Annotated in this window: 18 protein-coding genes and 1 other RNA gene; 14 read left to right on the top strand and 5 right to left on the bottom strand. The window is 71.4% G+C overall.

From position 1 onward, the window contains the following. Position 1 precedes the first annotated feature (1 nt). The 4 genes from mtrB (at position 2) to hpf (ending at position 5,156) form a co-directional block, all read left to right on the top strand. Positions 2-1,753, top strand: a complete 1,752-nt coding sequence (mtrB, locus tag IRY44_RS00170; protein WP_194798459.1) for an MtrAB system histidine kinase MtrB — start codon at positions 2-4, stop codon at positions 1,751-1,753. Continuing rightward, a complete protein-coding gene (locus IRY44_RS00165; protein ID WP_194798458.1) occupies positions 1,750-3,549 on the top strand; it encodes an LpqB family beta-propeller domain-containing protein in 1,800 nt (599 codons plus the stop codon). Before mtrB ends, IRY44_RS00165 begins: the two co-directional genes overlap by 4 nt. Before the next feature lie 7 nt (positions 3,550-3,556). After that, positions 3,557-4,261, top strand: a complete 705-nt coding sequence (locus IRY44_RS00160) for a ComF family protein (RefSeq protein ID WP_194798457.1) — start codon at positions 3,557-3,559, stop codon at positions 4,259-4,261. A gap of 250 nt (positions 4,262-4,511) precedes the next feature. After that, on the top strand, positions 4,512-5,156 hold the full coding sequence (hpf, locus tag IRY44_RS00155) for a ribosome hibernation-promoting factor, HPF/YfiA family (protein ID WP_194798456.1): 645 nt from the start codon (positions 4,512-4,514) through the stop codon (positions 5,154-5,156). 41 nt (positions 5,157-5,197) lie between these two features. On the opposite strand, the gene IRY44_RS00150 is transcribed toward hpf, so the two are convergent. After that, entirely contained in the window at positions 5,198-6,304 is a 1,107-nt protein-coding gene (locus tag IRY44_RS00150) for a GNAT family N-acetyltransferase (RefSeq protein ID WP_194798455.1), read from the bottom strand. Continuing rightward, the gene (locus IRY44_RS00145; protein WP_194798454.1) at positions 6,301-7,458 is read right to left on the bottom strand and encodes a GNAT family N-acetyltransferase; all 1,158 of its coding nucleotides are present in this window, start codon (positions 7,456-7,458) and stop codon (positions 6,301-6,303) included. The genes IRY44_RS00150 and IRY44_RS00145 overlap by 4 nt, the downstream gene beginning before the upstream one ends. Positions 7,459-7,627: 169 nt before the next feature. Here IRY44_RS00145 and secA point away from each other — a divergent pair, with 169 nt between their 5' ends. Further along, entirely contained in the window at positions 7,628-10,528 is a 2,901-nt protein-coding gene (gene secA, locus IRY44_RS00140) for a preprotein translocase subunit SecA (RefSeq protein ID WP_194798453.1), read from the top strand. Between the two features lie 523 nt (positions 10,529-11,051). Here secA and IRY44_RS00135 read toward each other — a convergent pair. Next, a complete protein-coding gene (locus IRY44_RS00135; protein WP_194798452.1) occupies positions 11,052-11,630 on the bottom strand; it encodes an Rv3235 family protein in 579 nt (192 codons plus the stop codon). Between the two features lie 95 nt (positions 11,631-11,725). Further along, on the bottom strand, positions 11,726-11,953 hold the full coding sequence (locus tag IRY44_RS00130; RefSeq protein WP_013474124.1) for a helix-turn-helix domain-containing protein: 228 nt from the start codon (positions 11,951-11,953) through the stop codon (positions 11,726-11,728). Between the two features lie 197 nt (positions 11,954-12,150). On the opposite strand from IRY44_RS00130, the gene IRY44_RS00125 reads away from it, so the two are divergent. Continuing rightward, positions 12,151-12,660 carry a hypothetical protein gene (locus IRY44_RS00125; protein ID WP_194798451.1) on the top strand — a complete coding sequence of 170 codons (510 nt, stop codon included), beginning with the start codon at positions 12,151-12,153 and terminating at the stop codon, positions 12,658-12,660. 10 nt (positions 12,661-12,670) lie between these two features. Here the strand turns inward: IRY44_RS00125 and IRY44_RS00120 are convergent, their stop codons facing one another. Further along, a complete protein-coding gene (locus tag IRY44_RS00120) occupies positions 12,671-13,831 on the bottom strand; it encodes a hypothetical protein (protein ID WP_194798950.1) in 1,161 nt (386 codons plus the stop codon). 926 nt (positions 13,832-14,757) lie between these two features. Between IRY44_RS00120 and pruA the strand changes: the two genes are divergently transcribed. From pruA to IRY44_RS00080, 8 genes are all read left to right on the top strand, one after another. Then, entirely contained in the window at positions 14,758-16,386 is a 1,629-nt protein-coding gene (pruA, locus tag IRY44_RS00115) for an L-glutamate gamma-semialdehyde dehydrogenase (protein WP_194798450.1), read from the top strand. Positions 16,387-16,521: 135 nt separating this feature from the next. Then, positions 16,522-17,037, top strand: coding sequence for a PadR family transcriptional regulator (locus IRY44_RS00110; protein ID WP_013284223.1), 516 nt, complete (start codon positions 16,522-16,524; stop codon positions 17,035-17,037). Positions 17,038-17,082: 45 nt separating this feature from the next. Next, positions 17,083-18,204, top strand: a complete 1,122-nt coding sequence (prfB, locus tag IRY44_RS00105) for a peptide chain release factor 2 (protein WP_194798449.1) — start codon at positions 17,083-17,085, stop codon at positions 18,202-18,204. Between the two features lie 118 nt (positions 18,205-18,322). Then, entirely contained in the window at positions 18,323-19,003 is a 681-nt protein-coding gene (gene ftsE, locus IRY44_RS00100; protein ID WP_013284225.1) for a cell division ATP-binding protein FtsE, read from the top strand. Between the two features lie 65 nt (positions 19,004-19,068). Beyond that, positions 19,069-19,944 carry a permease-like cell division protein FtsX gene (ftsX, locus tag IRY44_RS00095; RefSeq protein ID WP_194798448.1) on the top strand — a complete coding sequence of 292 codons (876 nt, stop codon included), beginning with the start codon at positions 19,069-19,071 and terminating at the stop codon, positions 19,942-19,944. A gap of 133 nt (positions 19,945-20,077) precedes the next feature. Then, a complete protein-coding gene (gene smpB, locus IRY44_RS00090; RefSeq protein ID WP_116511188.1) occupies positions 20,078-20,557 on the top strand; it encodes an SsrA-binding protein SmpB in 480 nt (159 codons plus the stop codon). A 103-nt stretch (positions 20,558-20,660) separates the two neighbouring features. Beyond that, positions 20,661-21,036: a transfer-messenger RNA gene (ssrA, locus tag IRY44_RS00085) on the top strand. A 177-nt stretch (positions 21,037-21,213) separates the two neighbouring features. Next, positions 21,214-21,642 (top strand): hypothetical protein, encoded by a 429-nt coding sequence (locus IRY44_RS00080; RefSeq protein WP_194798447.1) that lies wholly within the window; start codon positions 21,214-21,216, stop codon positions 21,640-21,642. Positions 21,643-21,658 lie beyond the last annotated feature (16 nt).

Genomic DNA, 21,658 nt, shown 5'->3' with positions numbered 1-21,658 from the left:
TGTGCTGACCTCGCTGCCCGAGTCGCCGACCCCCGCGCCCCGCCGGCTCTCCGCCGTGCGGGCGCTCTGGCTCGCCCTGACCGGCCGCGTCGCCCGGCTGGTGGCAGCCGTGCACCAGGCGTGGCGGCGGTCGCTCCAGGTCCGTGTGGTCACCATCACGCTTGTGGCGTCGAGTCTGCTTGTGGGCGGTTTCGCCTATCTGATCGCCGACAAGATCACCAGCATCCTGCTGGAGAACGCCGAGACCGACGTGCGGCTGCGGTTGAGCAACGGCAGCGAGTACGCGGCCAAGCAGTTCAACCTCTACAGCCAGCCGCAGGAGGCGCAGCTCCAGAACACCATCGACGGCACCGTCAACTACCTGGCCGGTGGCGACCCCACCCAGACCAGCGGCGTGGTGGTGGCGATCACCGCCGACAACTTCGCCGAGTTCATCGAGCCGCGGACCACGCCCGACGTGCCGGTGGACACGGTGATCGGCGACGAGTTGCGGGCCACTGTCGCCTCGGGCAAGGTCGCGCACCAGATCCGTACCGGCTCGCTCGGCGGCGAGCGGACGAAATACCTGGTCTACGGCTCCCCGGTGCCGACCAAGTTCGGGCAGGTCGAGCTCTACTACCTCGTACCGCTGGCCCGGCAGGACGCGACGGCGGCCGACGCCCGCGCCACGGTGGTCGCCACCGGCGTGGCGCTGGTGCTGCTGCTCGGCCTGCTGGCCGCCCTTGTCACCCGCCTGGTGGTGACGCCGGTACGGGTGGCAGCGCGCACCGCGCAGCGGCTCTCCGCCGGCCTGCTGGACCAGCGCATGGTGGTCTCCGGCGAGGACGACCTCGCGCTGCTGGCGGCCTCGTTCAACCAGATGGCGACGAACCTGCAACGGCAGATCCTCCGGCTGGAGGAGATGTCCCGGCTGCAACGCCGGTTCACCTCCGACGTCTCGCACGAACTGCGGACGCCGCTGACCACGGTCCGGATGGCCGCCGACCTGATCTTCGCCGAGCGCGACGAGTTCGACCCGGCGGTGGCCCGCAGCGCCGAGCTGCTCCAGGCCGAGCTGGACCGGTTCGAGGAACTGCTCACCGACCTGCTGGAGATCAGCCGGTTCGACGCCGGTTTCGCGGTGCTGGACAGCGAGCCGACCGACCTGGTGCCGGTGGTGCACCGGGTCACCGAGCGGCTGGCCGGGCTGGCCGAGCGGGTCGGGGTGACCATCGAGCTGGACCTGCCGGACACTCCGGTGATCGCCGAGGTCGACCCGCGCCGCGTCGAGCGGGTGCTGCGCAACCTGGTCGGCAACGCGGTCGAGCACGGCGAGGCCAAGCCGGTACGGATCACCCTGGGTCAGGACCGGAGCGCGGTGGCGATCACCGTGCGGGACCACGGAGTCGGCCTCAAGCCGGGGGAGGAGAAGCTGGTGTTCAACCGCTTCTGGCGGGCCGATCCGTCGCGCGCCCGGCAGACCGGCGGCACCGGGCTGGGCCTGTCGATCAGCCTGGAGGACGCCCGCCTGCACGGCGGCTGGCTGGAGGCGTGGGGCGCGCCCGGGCAGGGCGCGCAGTTCCGGCTCACCTTGCCGGCCCGGGCCGGGGACCGGCTCACCACCAGCCCGCTGCGGCTGGTGCCGGCCGACGCCACGGTGCCGTTCGGCGGCCCCCGCGACGGCGAGCTGTCCGCCATCGGGCCAGGCGGCGGCGTCGCCGCGCTCACCGCCGGACCGGCCGCCGGTGGCGACCACGCGGAGGCGCGGCCGTGAGGCGCCGCGTCCTGACCCTGCTGCTGACCGGCGCGCTGCTGCCGGCCGCGCTCGCCGGATGCGGCATCCCGGACGAGACCGACGTGCAGGTGGACGGCTCGGCGCCGGCCGCCGAGTCCGGGGTGCTCAACGGCAGCCCGGCCCGGCCGCCCGAACCGGCGGACAGCAGCGAGCCGGTGCCGTTCGTGGAGAACTACCTGCGGGCCGCCGCGGCCGGGGAACGCGACCAGGCGTACGCCCGGGCCCGCAAGTTCCTCGCCGCGGAGGCCCGCGACCTGCTTTCCGGCAAGCCGCAGACCAGCGAGATCGAGCTGACGGTGGTGCGGCTGCGGGAGAAGCCGGAGAGCACGCCGCCGAACAACCAGGGCACCAGCACCGTGACGCTCAAGGTGCAGCAGGTGGGCGTGCTGCGCGCCGACGGCACGCTCGGCCCGCCGGTGGCCAGCGAGACGCAGTACGTCTTCGAGCTGCGCCGGGCCGAGCCGGCCGGCACCGGCCTGCTGATCACCGAGCTGCCGAACATGCTGCTGGTCAGCGACTCTGCGGTGCGCGAGTACTACCGCCCCCGCACCGTCTACTTCTGGAACCCCGACCTGACCCGGCTGGTGCCGGACCAGCGCTACCTGCCCTCGTCGGCGCCGACCGAGCGCCGGATCACCGAGGTGATGAAGTGGCTGGCCGACCGCCCGTCGGACTGGCTGTCCCCCGCCGTGACCGGGCTGCCCGACGGCACCCAGCTGATCAACAACGCGACCGGCACGGACGGCCACTGGGAGATCAACCTCAACATGCCGGGCGCCAACGAGCAGCGGCTGACCCGGCTCGGCACCCAGCTGGCGTGGTCGCTGTCGGACCTGGACGGCCAGGTCGACCTGAAGATCCAGAACCAGAAGCGGCTCACCGTCGACCTGCGGCGGGAGCGGGTCTCGACCGCCGCCTATCCCCGGGGCGGCGACCCGATGCGGTACGCCGTCTACGACGGCGCCGTCCGTCCCCTGGCGTTCGGCACCGAGTCGCGGGCCGCCGCGCCGCTGCCGCCCGCAGAGAACCGCAACGTGGTGTCCGCGTCACTCGCCCGCGCCGACGACCAGGTGCTCGCCGCACTCGTGGTGACCGGGGCGGACAACCGCAGGCGGCTCAAGGTGGGCACCGGCCCGGAACCGGTCGCGACACTCAGCCCCAGCGACCGGACGTTCCGGGCGATGAGCCGTCCCACCTGGCTGCGCTCGCTGAACAAGACCCGCCCGGCGGGTCTGGTGGCGGCCGACGGGCGGCTCTACCGGTTCGACGGCACGGGCCGGATGAGCGAGATCCCGCTGTCCGTCCCCGGGCCGGTGACGGCGGTCGCCGGTTCCCTCGACGGGCACCGGATCGCGCTGGTCTCCGGCGGCGCGGTCTTCGTCGCCGCGGTGAGCGCCGACGGTGGCGGGGCCAGCCTCGGACAGCTCCGCCGGGTCACCACGCTGCTCACCGGCGTGACGGTGGTGGACTGGGTGGCGGAGAACGAGCTGGCGCTGGCCGGCAACGAGGCGGACCGGCGCTCGGCGATCCACCAGGTCAGCGTGGACGGCGCCTGGGAGACCCCGCTGACGGTGGAGATCGGCGCCCCGGTGACCCAGCTCGCCGGATATCCGGGCGGCGGCGACCGCGGCCTGGCCGCGTTCTCGTTCATGTTCGAGACGGACGGCGCGGCCTGGCGGAACAACCCGTTCGACTACGTCAAGCGGGAGCAGGTGCTCGACGTTCCGGCCGGCAGCCGGGCGACCAACCCGACCGCGCCGTTCTTCCTCTACTGAGCCGCGCGTGCGTGACCTGGGCGGGCTCTGGTCGGACCTGACCGACCTGGTGCTGCCCGCCGGGTGCGCCGGCTGCGGCGCGGGCTCGGTACGGCTGCGGCACGGCTTCTGCGGCGGCTGCGTACGGGAGCTGGAGTCGCTGCGTCCCGCCCCGACGAGGCCCGATCCGGCCCCGCCCGGCCTGCCGCCCTGCGTCGCGCTCGGCCCGTACGGCGGCGCGCTGCGCGAAGGGCTGCTGGCGTACAAGGAACGCGGCCGGCACGGGCTGGCCCGGCCGCTTGGCGCGCTGCTGGCCGAGGTGGTCGCGGCGGCCGCGGGGCCGCCCGGCCCGGTGACGCTGGTGGCGGTGCCCGACACCGCCCGCGCGGCCCGGGCCCGCTACGGCGACCACCTGGACCGGCTGGTCCGCCCGGCCGCGGCCCGCCTGCGCGCGGCCGGCTGGCCGGTACGCGTGCTGCGCCCGCTGCGGGCACTGCCCCGGACCGACTCGGTGGCACTGGACAGCGCCGGACGGGCCGCCGCCGCCGAGGCGGCGTTCCGGTTGCGCCGCCCGCCGGCCGGACAGCGGCCGGGGGAGACCGTCGTGCTGCTCGACGACATCGTCACCACCGGCGCCACGCTCGCGGCTGTGAGCCGGATGTTGCACCGCGCGGGAATGACGCCAAAGGCCGCGGCCGTGCTCGCCGCAACGCAAAAGCGGCACCGTCGGTGACGCTTCGTGTATCCGTTTCACCCCTTGGTGTATGAGCTGTTAAATTTCGCGACCGCCTTCGGCAACCAGGGGTGACGGGTGGCCGTACAGGAGTTAGCGTTTCGGTGTCGGGGGTAGTGAGGGTCAAACCTTCCCCCGGCACTGGAAGGAGGCGTAGCCGAACAACACCGGTCGACGCCGAGCGGGGCCCTCCCGGCGCGTCGACCGGATCTGATCCGGACCGAACGACCGTCCGAACAAGGGAGGTCACGTGGACATCGTGGTCAAGGGCCGTAACGTCGAAGTGCCGGGCCATTACCGGGTGCACGTAGCCGAGAAGCTCGCGAAGATCGAACGCTACGACCAGAAGCTCATTCGCGTGGACGTCGAGTTGTTCCACGAGCGCAATCCACGCCAGGCGGACACCTGCCAGCGGGTGGAGATCACGTGCGTGACGCGCGGCCCGGTGATCCGGGCCGAGGCCTGCACGAACGACTTCTACAGCGCGCTCGACGCCGCCATCGCCAAGCTGGACACGCGATTCCGCCGCGCGGCGGACCGTCGCCGGGTACACCGCGGGCGGCACGCGCCGATCTCCGTGGCCGCCGCGACCGCCGGCCTGCCAGTGGCCGACCTCGACGGTCCCGGCCTGGCGGCGCTCGACGGCCACGGCACCGCCACCGCGGTCGCCGAGCGCCCCGACGAGAGCGGCTACACCGAACCCGACGACCAGCCGTGGCACATCGCCCGGGCGAAGGTCCACCCCGCCGAACCGATGACCGTCGACGACGCGCTGTTCCAGATGGAACTGGTCGGCCACGACTTCTACCTGTTCCAGGACAAGGAGTCCGGCCGCCCGAGCGTGGTCTACCGGCGGCACGCGTACGACTACGGGATCATCCAGCTCGACACGTGACCCCTTGACCGGTCAGGACGGGCCCCGCGCGGGGCCCGTCCTCAGTTCTCGTCGGTGGCGAGCCGGCCGTAGACCACCGAGTCGACACGGACGCCGTCCGGGCCGGGCAGCCGGCCCCGCAACAGCCCCTCCCGCCGGAAGCCGGCCCGTTCCAGCACCCGCTGCGAGGCGATGTTGTCCGGCCGGGTGCCGGCCCACAGCCGGGCCACCCCGACGCCGAACGCCCACCCGGCGACCAGCCGTACCGTCCGGGCCGCCAGCCCGCGCCCGCGCGCCTCGGGCAGCAGGCTGTAGCCGAGCATGGCCTGCCCGGTGGCCGGCTCGTCGTAGAACAGCGCGCACCCACCGACGACGGCGCCGGTGGCCGCGTCGAGGATCGCCAGGTCGGCGGCCTCGCCCGCGAGCCAGCGGCTCGCCGCCAGCCGGCAGCGGCGCGCGAGCGCCGCCCGCTCCGGCGCCACCGGCGGCACCCGGTTCGCCACCACCTCCGGCAGCGAGTGCAGCCGGTACAGCGCGTCAGTGTCCGCCGGCTCCACCGGGCGCAGCGTCACCACGCCGTCGGTGAGCCGGCCGTCCGGCAGGTCCGGCAGGAGGCGGGCGACCGGCCCGGGCGGGTCGTCGGCCAGCCGCACCCAGGCGATCAGATCCTGACGTACGCCGTCGCCGTCCGCGCCGGCCGCCCGGCGTACGCCCTCGTGCCGGTAACCACAGGCCAGGGCGATGCGCTGGCTCGCCACGTTCTCCGTCCGGGTGAGCAGCTCCAGCCGGGCCGCGCCGGCGGCGAACGCCCGCCCGGTCAGCAGCCGGGTGGCGGCGGTGGCCACGCCCCGGCCGCGCGCCGCCGCTCCCACCCAGTAACCGATCTCGTACGTCGACCGCTCCGCGCTGAGCCGGGTCAGCCCGATGCTGCCGAGCAGCCGGTCGGTGGCCGGGTCGGCGATCGTGTACGCGGCCCCGCCGGCTGCCCACGCCGCGGGCGCGCCCTCGTCGATCCACCAGCGGGCGGCGTCTTCGTCGTAGGGGTCGGGCAGCAGGGGCATGAACCGGCGGATCTCCGGGTCGGTGCACCCGGCCACCATGTCCGGTACGTCCGCGAGGTGGCACGGCCGCAGCCGTACGCCGTGCCCCTCGATCGTCTCCGGGGTCACGCCAGGTCGCCCGGCAGCAGGCCGCCGATCCAGACGTCCTGCCGCTCGCCGCGGTGCTGGACGCCGCCGCGCAGCGTGCCCTCGACGGTGAAGCCGGCCTTCTCGGCGGCCCGCCGCGAGGCGGTGTTGCCCACGTTCGCCCGCCACTCGATCCGGGCCAGGCCGAGCGTGGTGAAGCCCCAGGTGCACACCGCGGCGAGCGCGGCCGGCAGGTAGCCCCGGCCGCGCGCGTGCGGCGCTGTCATGTAGCCCACGTCGGCCACCAGCGGGTCGTTCGGCAGCAGGCGCAGGTCGATCGAGGCGACGTACTCGTCGTCCGGGTCGGCCACGGCGAACGTCACCGCTGTGCCCCGCGCCCAGGCCGGGCGCACCAGGTCGCGCAGGAAGCCCTCGGCGTGCTCCGGCCGGTACGGGTGCGGCACCGTGGTCCAGCGGATCGTCTGCTCGTCCTGACAGGTGCGGGTCACCGCGGCCAGGTCGCGTTCCTCCAGCGCGCGCAGCCGCAGCTCGGTGTCGCCGGCGGTGGCGAACAGGACCGGCTGCGGCCGGCCGAAGACCGCCGCGCGGCGGGCCTGGAGCGTGTCCGGGCCGTAGGGGACCGGGTCGCCGGCGGCGGCGACCTCGCCGGGGAGCAGCGAGCCGATCCAGCCCTCGGTCCGGCCGCCGGGGCTGGGGTCGGCCAGTCGCAGCTCACCCTCGATCCGGAAGCCGGCGCGCAACGCGACCAGCCGGGAGGCGTGGTTGCCGATCTCGGCCTGCCAGGTGAGCCGGCGCAGCTTGAGCGCGTCGAACGCCCAGCGGGCGAGCGCGCGGGTGGCGCGGACCGCGACGCCCCGGCCCCGGGCCCACGGCGCGGTCCAGTAGCCCACCTCGGCCGAGTCCCGCGCGCGGTCGACGGAGACCAGGCCGAACGAGGCGAGCAGCTCACCGGTGCCGGCGTCGCAGACCGCGAAGAGCGCAGCGGTGCCCCCGGCCCAGGCGGTGGCGCTGATCGTGGTGACGTACTCCGTCGCGTGCTCCGGCAGGTACGGGCGAGGTACGGTGGTCCAGCGCTGGATGTCCGGATCCTGGCAGGCACGGTGCACCGCGTCGGCGTCCTCCGCGCGCCACGGGCGCAGCAGCAGGCCGTCCTCGATGATCTCCACAGGCTCCATTCGAGCCATCGTGCCGGATCGTTCGCGCACGGCGTAACCCGATTAGCGGCCGGTGGCGCACGGTCGCGGCGTTATGTCGGGTTCCGGAGCCCGGACCGCCGCCACCAGTGACCATCGTCGCCTCGGAGCGCCTACGATGGTTCGAGACCGTCTAGGGGAGCGTTGATCCGTGTCGATTCTGGAAAAGTTCCTTCGCGCCGGCGAGGGCCGCATGGTGCGTCGGCTGAAGGCCATCGCTGCCGCCGTAAACTCGATCGAGGACGACTACGTCAACCTCAGCGACGACGAGCTGAGCGGCATGACCGAGCAGTTCAAGGAGCGGCTCGAGGATGGCGAGACCCTCGACGACCTGCTGCCCGAGGCGTTCGCGGTGTGCCGCGAGGCCGCCTCGCGGGTCCTCGGCCAGCGCCCCTACGACGTCCAGGTGATGGGTGGCGCGGCGCTGCACTTCGGCAACATCGCCGAGATGAAGACCGGTGAGGGAAAGACGCTCACCTCGGTCATGCCGGTCTACCTGAACGCGCTCGCCGGCAAGGGCGTGCACGTGATCACGGTGAACGACTACCTGGCCGAGCGCGACGCCGCCTGGATGGGCCGCGTCCACGAGTTCCTCGGCCTGCGCGTCGGCGTGGTGCTGCCGAACCGGCCCGCCAGCGAGCACCGCGCGGCCTACGAGTGCGACGTCACCTACGGCACCAACAACGAGTTCGGCTTCGACTACCTGCGCGACAACATGGCCTGGTCGAAGGACGAACTGGTCCAGCGCGGCCACTTCTTCGCCGTGGTCGACGAGGTCGACTCGATCCTGATCGACGAGGCGCGTACCCCGCTGATCATCTCCGGTCCGGCCGAGCACTCCGCCCGGTGGTACCAGGAGTTCGCCACGGTGGTGGCCCGGCTCCAGCCCGGCACCGACGGCGAGGGCGACTACGAGGTCGACTACGCCAAGCGCACCATCGCCATCACCGAGCGCGGCGTGGCCAAGGTGGAGGACCGCCTGGGCATCGACAACCTCTACGAGTCGGTGAACACCCCGCTGGTCGGCTACCTGAACAACGCGATCAAGGCCAAGGAGCTCTACAAGCGCGACAAGGACTACATCGTCAACGACGGTGAGGTCCTGATCGTCGACGAGTTCACCGGCCGCATCCTGCACGGCCGCCGCTACAACGAGGGCATGCACCAGGCGATCGAGGCCAAGGAGGGGGTGGAGATCAAGCAGGAGAACCAGACCCTGGCCACCATCACCCTCCAGAACTACTTCCGCCTCTACGAGAAGCTCTCCGGCATGACCGGTACCGCCCAGACCGAGGCGGGCGAGTTCAACAAGGTCTACAAGGTCGGTGTCGTGACCATCCCGACGCACCGGCCGATGGTCCGGCTCGACCGGCCCGACGTCATCTACAAGACCGAGAAGGCCAAGTTCAACGCCGTCGTCGAGGACATCGCCGAGCGGCACGAGCAGGGCCAGCCGGTGCTGGTCGGCACCGTCTCGGTGGAGAACTCCGAGATCCTGTCGCACATGCTGCGCCGCCGCGGCATCCCGCACTCGGTGCTGAACGCGAAGTTCCACGCCAAGGAAGCGGAGATCGTCGCGCAGGCCGGGCGCAAGGGCGCGGTCACCGTCGCGACGAACATGGCCGGCCGCGGTACGGACATCCTGCTCGGCGGCAACCCCGAGTTCCTCGCCGCGAACGAGCTGCGCCAGCGCGGGCTCGACCCGGTCGAGCAGCCGGAGGAGTACGCCAAGGCGATGGAGGAGATCCTCCCGACCTGGAAGCAGGCGTGCGACGTCGAGGCGGAGGAGGTGGCCGCCGCCGGTGGGCTCTACGTGCTGGGCACCGAGCGGCACGAGTCCCGCCGGATCGACAACCAGCTCCGCGGTCGCGCCGGCCGGCAGGGTGACCCGGGCGAGTCCCGCTTCTACCTGTCGCTCCAGGACGAGCTGATGAAGCGCTTCCGGGCCGGCGCGGTCGAGGCGGTGATGGACCGCTTCAACATCCCGGAGGACGTGCCCATCGAGTCGAAGATGGTCACCCGCCAGATCAGGAGCGCCCAGGCCCAGATCGAGGGCCAGAACGCCGAGATCCGCAAGAACGTCCTCAAGTACGACGAGGTGCTGAACAAGCAGCGCCAGGTGATCTACGCCGAGCGCCTCCGGGTGCTCAACGGCGAGGACCTGTCCGACCAGGTTCGCAACATGATCGACGACGTGGTGACCGCGTACGTGGTCGGCGCGACGAGCGACGGCTACGCCGAGGACTGGGACCTCGACCAGCTCTGGTCGAGCCTGAAGCAGCTCTACCCGGTGGGGATCACCATCGAGGAGCTGGAGGAGGAGGTCGGTTCCCGCTCCGGCATCGACCAGGACTTCCTGCTCGCCCGCCTCAAGGAGGACGCGCACGCCGCGTACGACAGGCGCGAGGAGAACCTCGGCGAGGAGGCGGTCCGCCAGCTCGAGCGCATGGTCCTGCTTCAGGTGATCGACCGTAAGTGGCGCGAGCACCTCTACGAGATGGACTACCTCCAGGAGGGCATCAGCCTGCGGGCGTACGCCCAGCGCGACCCGGTCATCGAGTACCAGCGCGAGGGCTTCGACATGTTCGCCTCCATGATGGACGGCATCAAGGAGGAGACGGTCGGCTTCCTCTACAACCTGGACGTCCAGGTCGAGGAGGCGGAGCCGGAGGCCGAGGAGGTGCAGCTGCTGGACAAGCCGGTGGAGATCCGGGCCAAGGGTCTCAACCGCGCGCCGCAGCAGCAGGGCCTGCAATACTCGGCGCCCGCCGTGGACGGCGAGGCCGGCCGGGGCGCTCCGGTGATCGAGCGGCCCGAGCAGCAGGCGCCGGCGCTCGGCATCGGCCAGCAGTCCTCGGAGCGCCCGGCCGCCACCACGCCGCGCCGTGCTCCGGCCGGTGCGAGCGGCCAGGCTGTGGCCGCCAGCACCGCCCGGCGGGCCGCTCCCGGTCAGGTCGACGGCGGCGAGGGCCCGTCCCGGAACGCGCCCTGCCCGTGTGGCTCCGGCCGCAAGTACAAGCGCTGCCACGGCTCGCCCAACGGCGGCAACTGATCCCGAACACGCGCCCCGACGGGCCCCGGCCACCAAGGCCGGGGCCCGTCCCCGTCCCCGTCCCCGCCCGCCCTACCCGCCCCGCGCCCGCCCTACCCGCCCCGCGATCTTGCAGTTTCGGCCCTCGTTGTGCCCGATTCATGCCGGTATCGGGGGGCGGAAAGTGCAAGATCGGCGTCGGTGGAGGCGCGGGCGTGGGCCGGAGAGCCTCGTTCGCCGGGTTGCTGCGGCGAGCCTCCCGTTAGGCGAGATTGGCGTTCCGGCTGGTGGGAGCGGTGGAGATCTTGGTAGGAAAGGGCCCCTATGAGGGCCGTTTGGTACCAAGATCTCCGCTGGGAGCTGGGAGCTGGGAGCTGGGAGCTGGGAGCTGGGAGCTGGGAGCTGGGAGCTGGGAGCTGGGAGCTGGGAGCTGGGAGCTGGGAGCTGGGAGCTGGGAGCTGGGAGCTGGTTGGCTGCGCCCGCTCGCAGATCGGCGCGGATGGCCGCGGCGCGGCGAACCGGGTCGGGGAGGCGATGGCCCCGCTCAGAGGACGTCGAGGACGAGGCACAACCAGGTGCCTCGGCGGCGTTCCAGGCGTATCGCGACGGCCCAGCTCGCGCCGCCGGCGCCGGCGAACACGGCGGTGGCCTCGACCGCACCCGCGCGGGGCTCGCAGACCCGCAGGCGCCGCAGGAGCAGGGCCGGCCGGGCGGTACGGCGGCGGGCCGGTGTCACCCGGCGGGCCGCACGGGTCAGCTCGGCGGCCACCGGGCCGGCCGACTCGGGCACGCAGAGCGGCCGGAGCTGGCCGGGCGGCCGGAAGCCGTTGACGATCTCCAGGAAGGTGCGCACGAACAGGTGCGCGGCCCGCGCTCCCTCGGGTGTGGCGGAGGTGAGGGCTGACGCCTGCGCACCGGACCAGCGGGGCCAGGCGGGTGCCGGGTCGGGGGCGCGGCCGGCGGGGCGTGCGGCGGAACGGCGGCGCGGGTCGGCCAGGTCGAGCGTGAGCTGACCGACGGGACTCCAGAGCGGTTCCTCGTCGGTGCACGGCGGGTCGAGCGGCGGGGCGGGCCGGAGACGGACCGGCGGGCGGGGTGCGCTGGGACGGCGGGTGTCGACCATCTCGAATCCTTGCGTTTGCCTTCGTTTGCCTCCGACAGGCTCTTATCTTCCCGGACGCGGACGACCGCCGTCAATGGCAGGCGGTCCCTGGGCGGTCACTCCTCGTCGCGCTCGCCGAGCGGGTTGCCGCGTACCCATTCGGCCGTCTCGGCGTACTTGCGCTCGATGTATTCCTCCAGCCGGGCGCGCTCGACCCGCCACTGACCCCGGCCACCGATCTTGATCGCGGGCAGTTCGCCGCTGCGGACCATGTGGTAGACCTGCGAGTCCGACACGTTCAGCTCGGCGGCGACGTCGGACAGCAGCAGGAACCTCGACTCCACGGTGTGACTCCCGGGGTTGGTTGCGTTTGCTTCAGTTTGCCATCACCAGGTGACATCGCCGCGCTCCCGTTCGGGAGACACACCGGCGGGAGACTTCACCCGCGCCGGTGCCGGGTGTATGACGGTCTCGGCGTACGGCATGATCGGCGCCCGGAGTCGGCGTCCGCCGACGATCGGCCTGAGTGTGGGAGTGACCGGTGACCGACGAGCTTGTCCGGGTGTACCTGCCGGCGACCGTTCCCATGCTCGCCCGGCTGCGGGAGGAGGGGCTGAGCGCCGAGGCGGCGCACGCCGTGACCCCGGAGCTGCGTGAGTGGTACGCCGAGGGCGACGAGGAGGAGCTGGAGTACGTGGCCTTCACCCGGGCCGCTCAGGACGCGCTGCTCCTGCTCCGGCACGACCCCGCCGCGCCCCGGCGACGGGTGGTGGTCTCGGCCGACCTGCCGGCCCGTGCGGTCGACCGGGTCGGCGGTGAGCTGGGGTCGAGCGTGGTCCGGCCGGCCGGGCCGGTGCCGGTGAAGTCGGTCGCCGCGCTGCACGTGGACGGCGCGGACGCGGTCGAGGACGTGGCAGCCGCCGTCGACGTGGTGGTGGAGGCCCAAGCCGGCGACCCGGACGCCCAGTTCACCGTCGACGGCGCCGAGGACCACGAACTGGAGTGGTACGACGTGACCGAGCTGGACCTGCTCCTGCGCGAGGCGGGCTGACCGGGCCGGTTCAGGCCGCGGGCTCGTCCTCGTCGTCGTCCACCGGGCGCGGCCCGAGCGTGCGCCCGAAGACGATGAGCGTGGTCAGCGCGCCGACGAAGAGCACCCAGATCCCGTTGTCGACCCGCGAGGTGCCCAGCGCGGTCTGCGCCACCTCGTCGGCCTCGCTGAGCGCGGCGGCCAGGTCGAGCAGCCCACGGCCGCCGACCCGGATGATCACCTCGGTGAGCAGCAGGAGCAGGCCCGCGCCCGCCCCGGCCACCAGGTAGGCCGGCCAGCGCAGCGGCGACGCCGCGCCGTCGCGGCGTTCCGCCCGGCGCCGGGACCAGGTCAGATAGAGGTACGCGGCCAGGCCGGCCAGCAGCCCGGCGAGCAGCGATTCGGTACGCGAGACCCACTTCGCGGCGTCGAGCACCGACTGCTGGGTCTCCCCGGCGCCGAACAGGTCGGAGAGCGGATCGCGGACGCGGCTGAACAGCACCACGAAGATCTGCGCGGTGAGCGTGGCGAGCGTGATCGCCCCCACCACCCGGGCCTGGCGCGCGCCGGCCGTCGCCCCGCCGATGATCGCTGCCGCCGCCGCGGTGCCGGCGATGGTGTTCGTGGTGGCGTTGTCCGCGTACGTCAGGTTGATCGCCACCGCGGTGACGAGCCCGACCAGGAGGCTGGTGCCGACGGCGGTCAGGAAGCGCAGCGTGGCGCGGCCCAGCCGGTTCGTCGCGAGCAGGGCCATTGTGGCGCCGGTGACCAGCGCGGCGGTGATGACGCCTGGCAGCGCGTACGCGGAGAGGCTGATCGCGGTGACGCCGGCCGCCGTGGAGTGGATCGCCTCGCGGGTGGACCAGAGCATGGCGGCCAGCCACCCGACCGAGAGCAGGGCGAGCACGACCGCGCCCGGCGCGAACTCCGGCCGTCCGCCGGTGACAGTGCCCTCGTCCCCATGCGCGGGTCCGACTGCGTCCTCGCCCGTCGGAGCCTCGCCCGTCGGAGCCTCGCTCGCCGGTGTCTCTCCCGCCGGTGCCTCGGCCAACGGTGTCTCTCCGGAGGACGCCTTGACGGGGGACGCCTTGACGGAGGACGTCTCGACGGTGGCCCCGTCGCCCGTGGTCGGCCCGACGGCCTCGGGCTGATCCGTCTCCGCGGCCGTGGAGCTGCCGGGCTGGTTGCTCATCGTCTTCCCTTCGACGGTCGCCGGATGTCCCCGCGCCGGGCCGGGCAGGTCACCGGTCATCCAGCGTACGCGGCGCATCACCACTCCTCGGGCGGGCCGTGTGCCGTCTGCGCCTTGATCGACTGCAGTACGCCGATGTGGTGGCATCCGAAGGGCTCGGATACCGCCGTTTCCCCGAGGTGGAGTGGATCAGTGTCCGATAACCGCGAGGCGCGGTGCCCGGGAACCTGAGGCGGGGCCGGGTGGAAGGTCAGGCGGCGCGGCCTGCGGATGGTTGCCTTCCTGCTCCATCGGCGGCACGGTGTCGTGTGGCGGGCACTGCTCGCGCGGTCGTATTGCGGGTGCCGCTCGCACGGCTGTTCCTGCCGATCTTCGGGGCGGTTCATTGTGCGGCCGCTGTTCGGGTGGGCTGGCGCTGACCGATCCTCGGGCTGGTCCTGTGCCGCCGCTGTTCGAACGGGCAGGTGTCGGCCGATCCTTGGACGGTCCTGTGCAGGCGCGCTTACCCTCGTCCGCCAACCGCGCACAGATGGCCGCCTCGGCAGCCTGCTGGGCGGTGATCGCGTTCCCGACGTGTCGCCCGAGCGTTGATCGGCTGCAGTACGCCGATGTGGTGGTATCCCGTGGGCTCGGATACCGCCGCTTCCCCGAGATGGAGTGGATCAACGGTTGAGTAAGCGCCAATGAATCGTCGATCAAATGGGTTGTGATCCGATGTTTCGTCGGATGTGGGTGGGCGGCGGCCGAAGGTCCGGAGACGGCCGGGCCGTCCGGTGTACCGGGGAGGCGCGGCCTGCGGGGGCGTCTCGTGACAGAATCGGGCCAGGTCCCGCCGCCGCTGACCCCGCGGTGTCCGGCGTCCGGCCGCCGGCCGGCGCCAGCGGGTCCGGTTTCGCCGTCGCCGTCGAGATCGCCAGGAGCCTGTGATGGACGCCGTGTTCTCCGTACCCGAGCCGCTCAACGAGCCGGTACACAACTACGAGCCCGGCAGCGCCGACCGGGAACGGCTCCAGCGGCGGCTGGCCGAACTGGCCGCCGAGCGGATCGAGCTGCCGATGACGATCGCCGGCGAGCGCCGGATGGCCGGCGGCGCGTCGATCGACGTGGTGCAGCCGCACAAGCACGCGCACGTCCTCGGCGTCACCGGGCACGCCACCCACGACGACGCCCGCGCCGCGGTGAAGGCTGCCAAGGACGCCGCTCCGATGTGGCGTGCGCTGCCGTTCGAGGAGCGGGCCGCCATCTTCCTGCGCGCCGCCGACCTGCTCGCCGGCCCCTGGCGGGACACGCTCAACGCGGCCACCATGCTCGGCCAGTCCAAGACCGCCGTCCAGGCCGAGATCGACTCGGCGTGCGAGCTGATCGACTTCCTCCGGTTCAACGTGCACTTCGCCCGGCGGCTCCTGGCCGAGCAGCCGCTGTCCTCGCCCGGGGTCTGGAACCGCCTCGACCACCGGCCGCTGGAGGGGTTCGTCTACGCGATCACCCCGTTCAACTTCACCGCGATCGCCGGCAACCTGCCGTCCGCGCCGGCCATGCTCGGCAACACGGTGGTCTGGAAGCCGTCCCCGACGCAGCAGTTCGCGGCGCACTTCACCATGCGCCTGTTTGAGGCCGCCGGCCTGCCGCCCGGTGTGATCAACATGGTCACCGGGCGCGGCGAGGAGGTCTCCGAGGTGGCGCTGGCCGACCCGGACCTCGCCGGCATCCACTTCACCGGCTCGACAAAGGTGTTCCAGCACCTGTGGAAGACCGTCGGCGACAACATCGCCCGCTACCGGGGCTACCCCCGGCTGGTCGGCGAGACCGGCGGCAAGGACTTCGTGGTCGCGCACTCCAGCGCCGACGTGGACGCGCTGCACACCGCGCTGATCCGGGGCGCCTACGAGTACCAGGGCCAGAAGTGCTCGGCCGCCTCCCGGGCGTACGTCCCGCGGTCGATCTGGGAGGGTGGGCTGCGCGACCGGCTCGCCGCCACCGCCGACTCGCTGACCTACGGCGACGTGACCGATTTCAGCAACTTCGGCGGCGCGGTGATCGACGACAAGGCGTTCGGCCGGCACACCGCCGCGCTGGAACTGATCAAGAGCGACGACTCCTGCCGCATCCTGGCCGGCGGCACCGCCGACGACTCGGTCGGCTACTTCGTCCGGCCGACGCTGTTCGAGTGCTCCGACGCCGCACACGAGACGTTCACCACCGAGTACTTCGGGCCGATCCTCGGCGTACACGTCTTCGACGACGCCCGCTTCGACGAGGTGGTCACCCAGGCCGAGTCGATCGCGCCGTACGCGCTGACCGGGTCGATCTTCGCGACCGACCGCCGGGTGGTCGACCAGGTGGCGGAGAAGATGCGGTACGCCGCCGGCAACTTCTACATCAACGACAAGCCGACCGGCGCGGTGGTCGGGCAGCAGCCGTTCGGCGGCGCCCGGGCCAGCGGCACCAACGACAAGGCGGGCTCCTGGCACAACCTGGTCCGCTGGATGTCGCCGCGGACGATCAAGGAGACCTTCGTCCCGCCGACCGATCACGCCTACCCGCACATGGGCTGAGACCCTCGCCGGAGGGCCCGTCCCGGCCGGGGCGGGCCCTCTTCCTCATCCGACAGTGCACATCGGACCCGTCATCGGGTGCCGAAATGAGCAAATCCTGGACGCCAGAGCCGACAAAGTGGCAGCTTAGAGGGCATGGCGGAATCCGGAGTCAACCCGACGGCAGCAGCTCTGCTCGGTCTGCTGCACGACGGCCCGATGACTGGCGGCCAGTTGATGGCCGCCGCTGAGCGCCGGCTGGCGCCGTACTGGTCGATGACCCGCAGTCAGGTCTACCGGGAGCTGCCGGTCCTGGCCGAGAAGGGTCTGGTGCGTCTCGGCAAGCCCGGGCCGCGGATGAGCCAGCCGTACGCGCTGACGGCGGCCGGGAAACGGACATTCTCCCGCTGGCTGGCGGAGAATCCCGGCAAGGACACCATCCGTAACCCGATAGCGCTACGGATCGCGTTCGGTGACCTGCACTCGTCGAGCCAGCTCAAGAACCTGTACGCGACGGCGAACGAGTACCACACCGAGGCGCTGGCGGCGGTACGGGAGCAGGTCAAGAACGCCAAGAAGGAAGGCGACAGCTACGACGCCAGCGCGCTGGAGTTCGCCGTCGCCTACCACAAGGCGGCGCTGTCCTGGCTGAAGACCGCGCCGGTCGGCTGACCACCTGCGGCGGCCGGGCCAGGATAGGCAGTAGTCTTGTCTGTCGTGACCGCTGCCGATTACGCCGAACAGCTCAAGGAACTCGACGCCACGCTGCGCAACATCGAGGCTGTGCTCGACCTCGACAAGCTGCGCGAGCAGAAGGCCCGGCTGGAGCAGGAGGCATCCGCCCCCGACCTCTGGGACGACCAGGCCAAGGCGCAGCAGGTGACGTCGCAGCTGTCGTACGTCAACGGCGAGATCACCAAGCTCGGTGACCTGCGCTCCCGGCTCGACGACGCCGGGGTGCTGCTGGAGCTGGCCCAGGCGGAGGACGACCCGGGCGCGCTGACCGAGGTCGAGTCGGAGATCACCGGGCTCACAAAGGCCATCCAGGAGATGGAGGTCCGCACGCTGCTCTCCGGCGAGTACGACTCGCGGGAGGCGCTCGTCGCGATCCGGGCCGGCGCCGGTGGCGTGGACGCCGCCGACTTCGCCGAGATGCTGCTGCGGATGTACCTGCGCTGGGCCGAGCGGCACGGCTACCCGACCGAGGTCTACGAGACCTCGTACGCCGAGGAGGCGGGCCTGAAGTCGGCCACCTTCACGGTGAAGGTGCCCTACGCCTACGGCACGCTCAGCGTCGAGTCCGGCACGCACCGGCTGGTGCGGATCAGCCCGTTCGACAACCAGGGCCGCCGGCAGACCAGCTTCGCCGGGGTCGAGGTGCTGCCGGTCACCGAGCAGACCGACCACATCGACATCCCGGAGAACGAGGTCCGGGTGGACGTCTACCGGTCGTCCGGCCCGGGCGGGCAGAGCGTCAACACCACCGACTCGGCGGTGCGGCTGACCCACATCCCCACCGGCATCGTGGTGACCTGCCAGAACGAGAAGTCCCAGCTGCAGAACAAGGCCTCCGCGATGCGGGTGCTCCAGGCCCGGCTGCTGGAGCGCAAGCGGCAGGAGGAGGAGGAGAAGCTGGCCGGCCTGAAGACCGGCAGCACCAGCTCCTGGGGCGACCAGATGCGCTCGTACGTCCTGCACCCGTATCAGATGGTGAAGGATCTGCGTACCGAACAGGAGACGGGCAATCCGTCCTCGGTCTTCGACGGTGACCTGGACAGCTTCATCGAGGCGGGAATCCGCTGGCGGAAGCAGCAGCAGCTCAGCGCTGACAGTGCGTGATCACGGTTGGACGCAGCGCGTCATCGATCTCGGGCTGACCGGGTAAATCGATGACGCGCACCGCTTCTGCGGGGCGTGGGGCTTGGCTCTGCGGTTACACCGCGTAGACTACCGACCCGTGATTCAGCTTGAGCAAGTGACGAAGACGTACCCGAAGGCGTCCCGGCCTTCGCTCGACAACGTGTCCGTCTCGATCGAGAAGGGCGAGTTCGTCTTCTTCATCGGTCCATCCGGCTCCGGCAAGTCCACCATCATCAAGTTGCTGCTGCACGAGGTCACGCCCAACAAGGGCCGGGTCGTCGTCAACGGCAAGGACGTCACGTCGATGCGTTCCTGGAAGCGACCTCACTTCCGGCGTTCCATCGGCTGCGTCTTCCAGGACTTCCGGTTGCTGCCGAACCGCACCGCGTACGAGAACGTGGCGTTCGCGCTGGAGGTGATCGGTAAGACGAAGGCGGTCGCCCGCCGGGTCGTGCCGGAGGTGCTGGAGCTGGTCGGTCTCGGCGGCAAGGAGCACCGCTACCCGCATGAGCTCTCCGGTGGTGAGCAGCAGCGTGTCGCGGTGGCCCGGGCGTTCGTCAACCGGCCGCTGATCCTGCTGGCCGACGAGCCGACCGGAAACCTGGACCCGGACACCTCGATCGAGATCATGCGCCTGCTGGACCGGATCAACCGCACCGGTACGACCGTCGTGATGGTCACGCACGACTCCAACATCGTGAACCAGATGCGGCGCCGGGTCATCGAGATCGAGAGCGGCCGCATCGTGCGCGACCAGGCCCGCGGCGTCTACGGCTGAGCCGGACGACGTTCCGTAGACCCTGACGACGAAACCTCACGCCGGAGAGCCGGAGGAATATCCCGATGCGGATGAAGTACGTCCTGTCCGAAGTACTGGTCGGGCTGTGGCGCAACGTCACGATGACCATCGCCATGATCATCACAATGGCGGTGTCGCTGTTCATGCTGGGCGGCAGCGGCCTTCTCTACCAGAAGGTCGGCGACATGAAGGACCTCTACTACGAGAACGTCGAGGTCTCGATCTTCCTGAAGACCGATGCCACCAAGGAACAGGTCGACGCGCTGGGTCAGCAGCTCGATCAGGACCCGCTGGTCAAGGACTCGACGTACGTCAACAAGGAGCAGGCGTACGAGCGCTTCCAGCAGATGTACGCCGACGCCCCGGACCTGGTCAGCGCCGTCAAGCCGGACCAGCTTCCCGAGTCGTACCGGGTGAAGCTGAACGACCCGGAGCAGTACAAGGCGATCTACGACAAGTACAAGACCGCCGAGGGCATCGACACGATCGTCGACCAGAGCAAGCTGCTCGACAAGGTCTTCGGCGTGCTCAGCGGGTTCCAGAACGGCGCCCTCGCGATCGCCATCGTGATGGCCGTCGCCGCCCTGCTGCTCGTCGCGAACACCATCCAGGTCGCCGCGTACAGCAAGCGGCGTGAGGTGGCGGTCATGAAGCTCGTCGGCGCGTCGAACTGGTTCATCCAGGCGCCGTTCGTGCTGGAGGCGGTGGTGGCCGGTCTGTTCGGCTCCATCCTGGGCCTGCTCGCGTTGGTCGCGGTGAAGCTGCTGTCGGCCGGCAGTTCGATGGCGGCCCTGGAGGGCCTCATCACCCCGATCTCCTGGTCCGAGATCTTCCTGACCTTCCCGCTGATGGCCGCCGTCGGTGGCGTGGTCAGCGCGGTCACCGCCTGGGTCACGCTCCGCTTCTACCTGCGGGTCTAGTCACCTCGTACGGCTCACCGAGGGCCCTTCCGCGCCGGAATAAACGGCGCGGGAGGGCCCTTGTGGTTCCGGTAGCATGATCTCCGCTCGCCGGCCGGTGGCCGGTGAGTCGATCAGGAAGGGGGTGGCGCCGATGCCACGGGAAAAGGGTCGCAAGGTGGTCGCCTCCAACAAGAAGGCACGCCACGACTACGCCATCCTCGACACGTACGAGGCGGGCATGGCGCTGACCGGCACCGAGGTCAAGTCGCTGCGGGCCGGGCGGGCGTCGCTCGTGGACGCGTTCGCCCAGGAGCGTGACGGCGAGATCTACCTGCACGCCATGCACATCCCGGAGTACGCCCAGGGCACCTGGACGAACCACGAGCCCCGGCGTACCCGCAAGCTGCTGCTCAACCGGCTGGAGATCGACCGGCTGCTGGGCAAGCTCAAGGAGAGCGGCCTGACGCTGGTGCCGTTGCAGGTCTACTTCTCCGACGGCTGGGCCAAGGTGGAGATCGGCCTGGCCCGGGGTAAGAAGTCGTACGACAAGCGCCAGGACCTCGCCAAGCGGGACGCCGCCAAGGAGATCGCCCGGGCGGTCGGCCGGCGCGGCAAGGGCATGGCTGAGTGATTCGTCCGGTTCGTCCGGTTGCCTGCGTCGGGCGGGCCTCGGGATGAAACCGGTTGCGCCAGGCGTTAGGCTTGGTGTGCTGCCGACAGGGGCAGCGCTTCGAGGGGGTGACTGGTTTCGACTTCGTACGCAGCGACAGGGGAAGCGAGCCGAGGAAGCCGACGTCGTCTCGAGAATCGGTCGTCGGAAACCAATAAGCGCCAAGAACAATCGCGCTGACTTCGCTCTCGCCGCCTGAGGCGAGTAGCAAGTCTGTCGGCCTGGGAGCGCCTTCGACCCAGTTAGCCGGCATCAGCTAGAAGGCTGGCCAATCGGACCCGGTCGCGGGGTCCGTGCGGCGAGATCAATCAGCGACTGGGCCCGTCACACCAACTTGCTCGCGTGAGCGGTGGGGCCGAGTAGAGGCACAGCGAGCTGCGCTCGGAGAAGCCCTGACAAACCGGCGAAGGACCCGGGTTCGATTCCCGGCACCTCCACCACAGACTGTGCGCCCCGTCCACCCGGACCGGGGCGCACAGTCGTCTCCGAGGCCGGTGACACCTCGCGGGGCTGCTGATGCCGATGGGGCAGATGAGGCGGCACCGACCGCTGGACAGCGCCCGGAACCGGGTCCACCATCGCCATACGGGTTCGCACCCAGCAGCGGGAGGTGTCCCATGGTCACCAGTCCGATCCAGCAACCGACCGCCGTGCTCCCGAGCGCCTCCGGTGACCTGCGCGCCCTCGGGCGGGCGCTGGCCACCGCCGGGCCGCGCTGGCGGGAGCGACTCCTCACCGATCTGGACCCCGTCCGGCGGGGGTTCACCGAACACGTCCGCGTCACCGAGGGAGCCGGCGGCCACTACGCCGACCTGGTGCGCGCCGCGCCACGCCTGGACCGGGGCGTACGCCTGCTGGTCGGTGAGCACGCCGCGATCAGCGCTGCGCTCGCCGCGCTCCAGCACGCCGTACGCCTGCCAGGGGTGTCCGCCGCGGAGGTACGGGCCCGCACCCACGGTCTGCTGCGCGCGCTCGACCGGCACCGGCGGCACGGCGCCGACCTGCTCTGGGAGGCGTACCAGGCCGACCTCGGCGGCGAGGACTGAGCCCGGGGAACCGGCC

Origin of the sequence: Micromonospora sp. ANENR4, from assembly GCF_015354395.1 — a bacterium.
Taxonomy (GTDB): domain Bacteria; phylum Actinomycetota; class Actinomycetes; order Mycobacteriales; family Micromonosporaceae; genus Micromonospora; species Micromonospora aurantiaca.
The sequence above is the reverse complement of the archived record's forward strand: the minus strand, read 5'-3'. Positions and strand labels throughout refer to the sequence as shown.

Coding starts and splice junctions, on each gene's coding strand:
- IRY44_RS00145 (WP_194798454.1), bottom strand. CDS start 7,458: ATGGAGCCTGTGGAGATCATCGAGGACGGCCTGCTGCTGCGCCCGTGG.
- IRY44_RS00135 (WP_194798452.1), bottom strand. CDS start 11,630: ATGGTCGACACCCGCCGTCCCAGCGCACCCCGCCCGCCGGTCCGTCTC.
- IRY44_RS00120 (WP_194798950.1), bottom strand. CDS start 13,831: ATGAGCAACCAGCCCGGCAGCTCCACGGCCGCGGAGACGGATCAGCCC.
- pruA (WP_194798450.1), top strand. CDS start 14,758: ATGGACGCCGTGTTCTCCGTACCCGAGCCGCTCAACGAGCCGGTACAC.
- IRY44_RS00110 (WP_013284223.1), top strand. CDS start 16,522: ATGGCGGAATCCGGAGTCAACCCGACGGCAGCAGCTCTGCTCGGTCTG.
- ftsX (WP_194798448.1), top strand. CDS start 19,069: ATGCGGATGAAGTACGTCCTGTCCGAAGTACTGGTCGGGCTGTGGCGC.
- smpB (WP_116511188.1), top strand. CDS start 20,078: ATGCCACGGGAAAAGGGTCGCAAGGTGGTCGCCTCCAACAAGAAGGCA.
- IRY44_RS00080 (WP_194798447.1), top strand. CDS start 21,214: ATGGTCACCAGTCCGATCCAGCAACCGACCGCCGTGCTCCCGAGCGCC.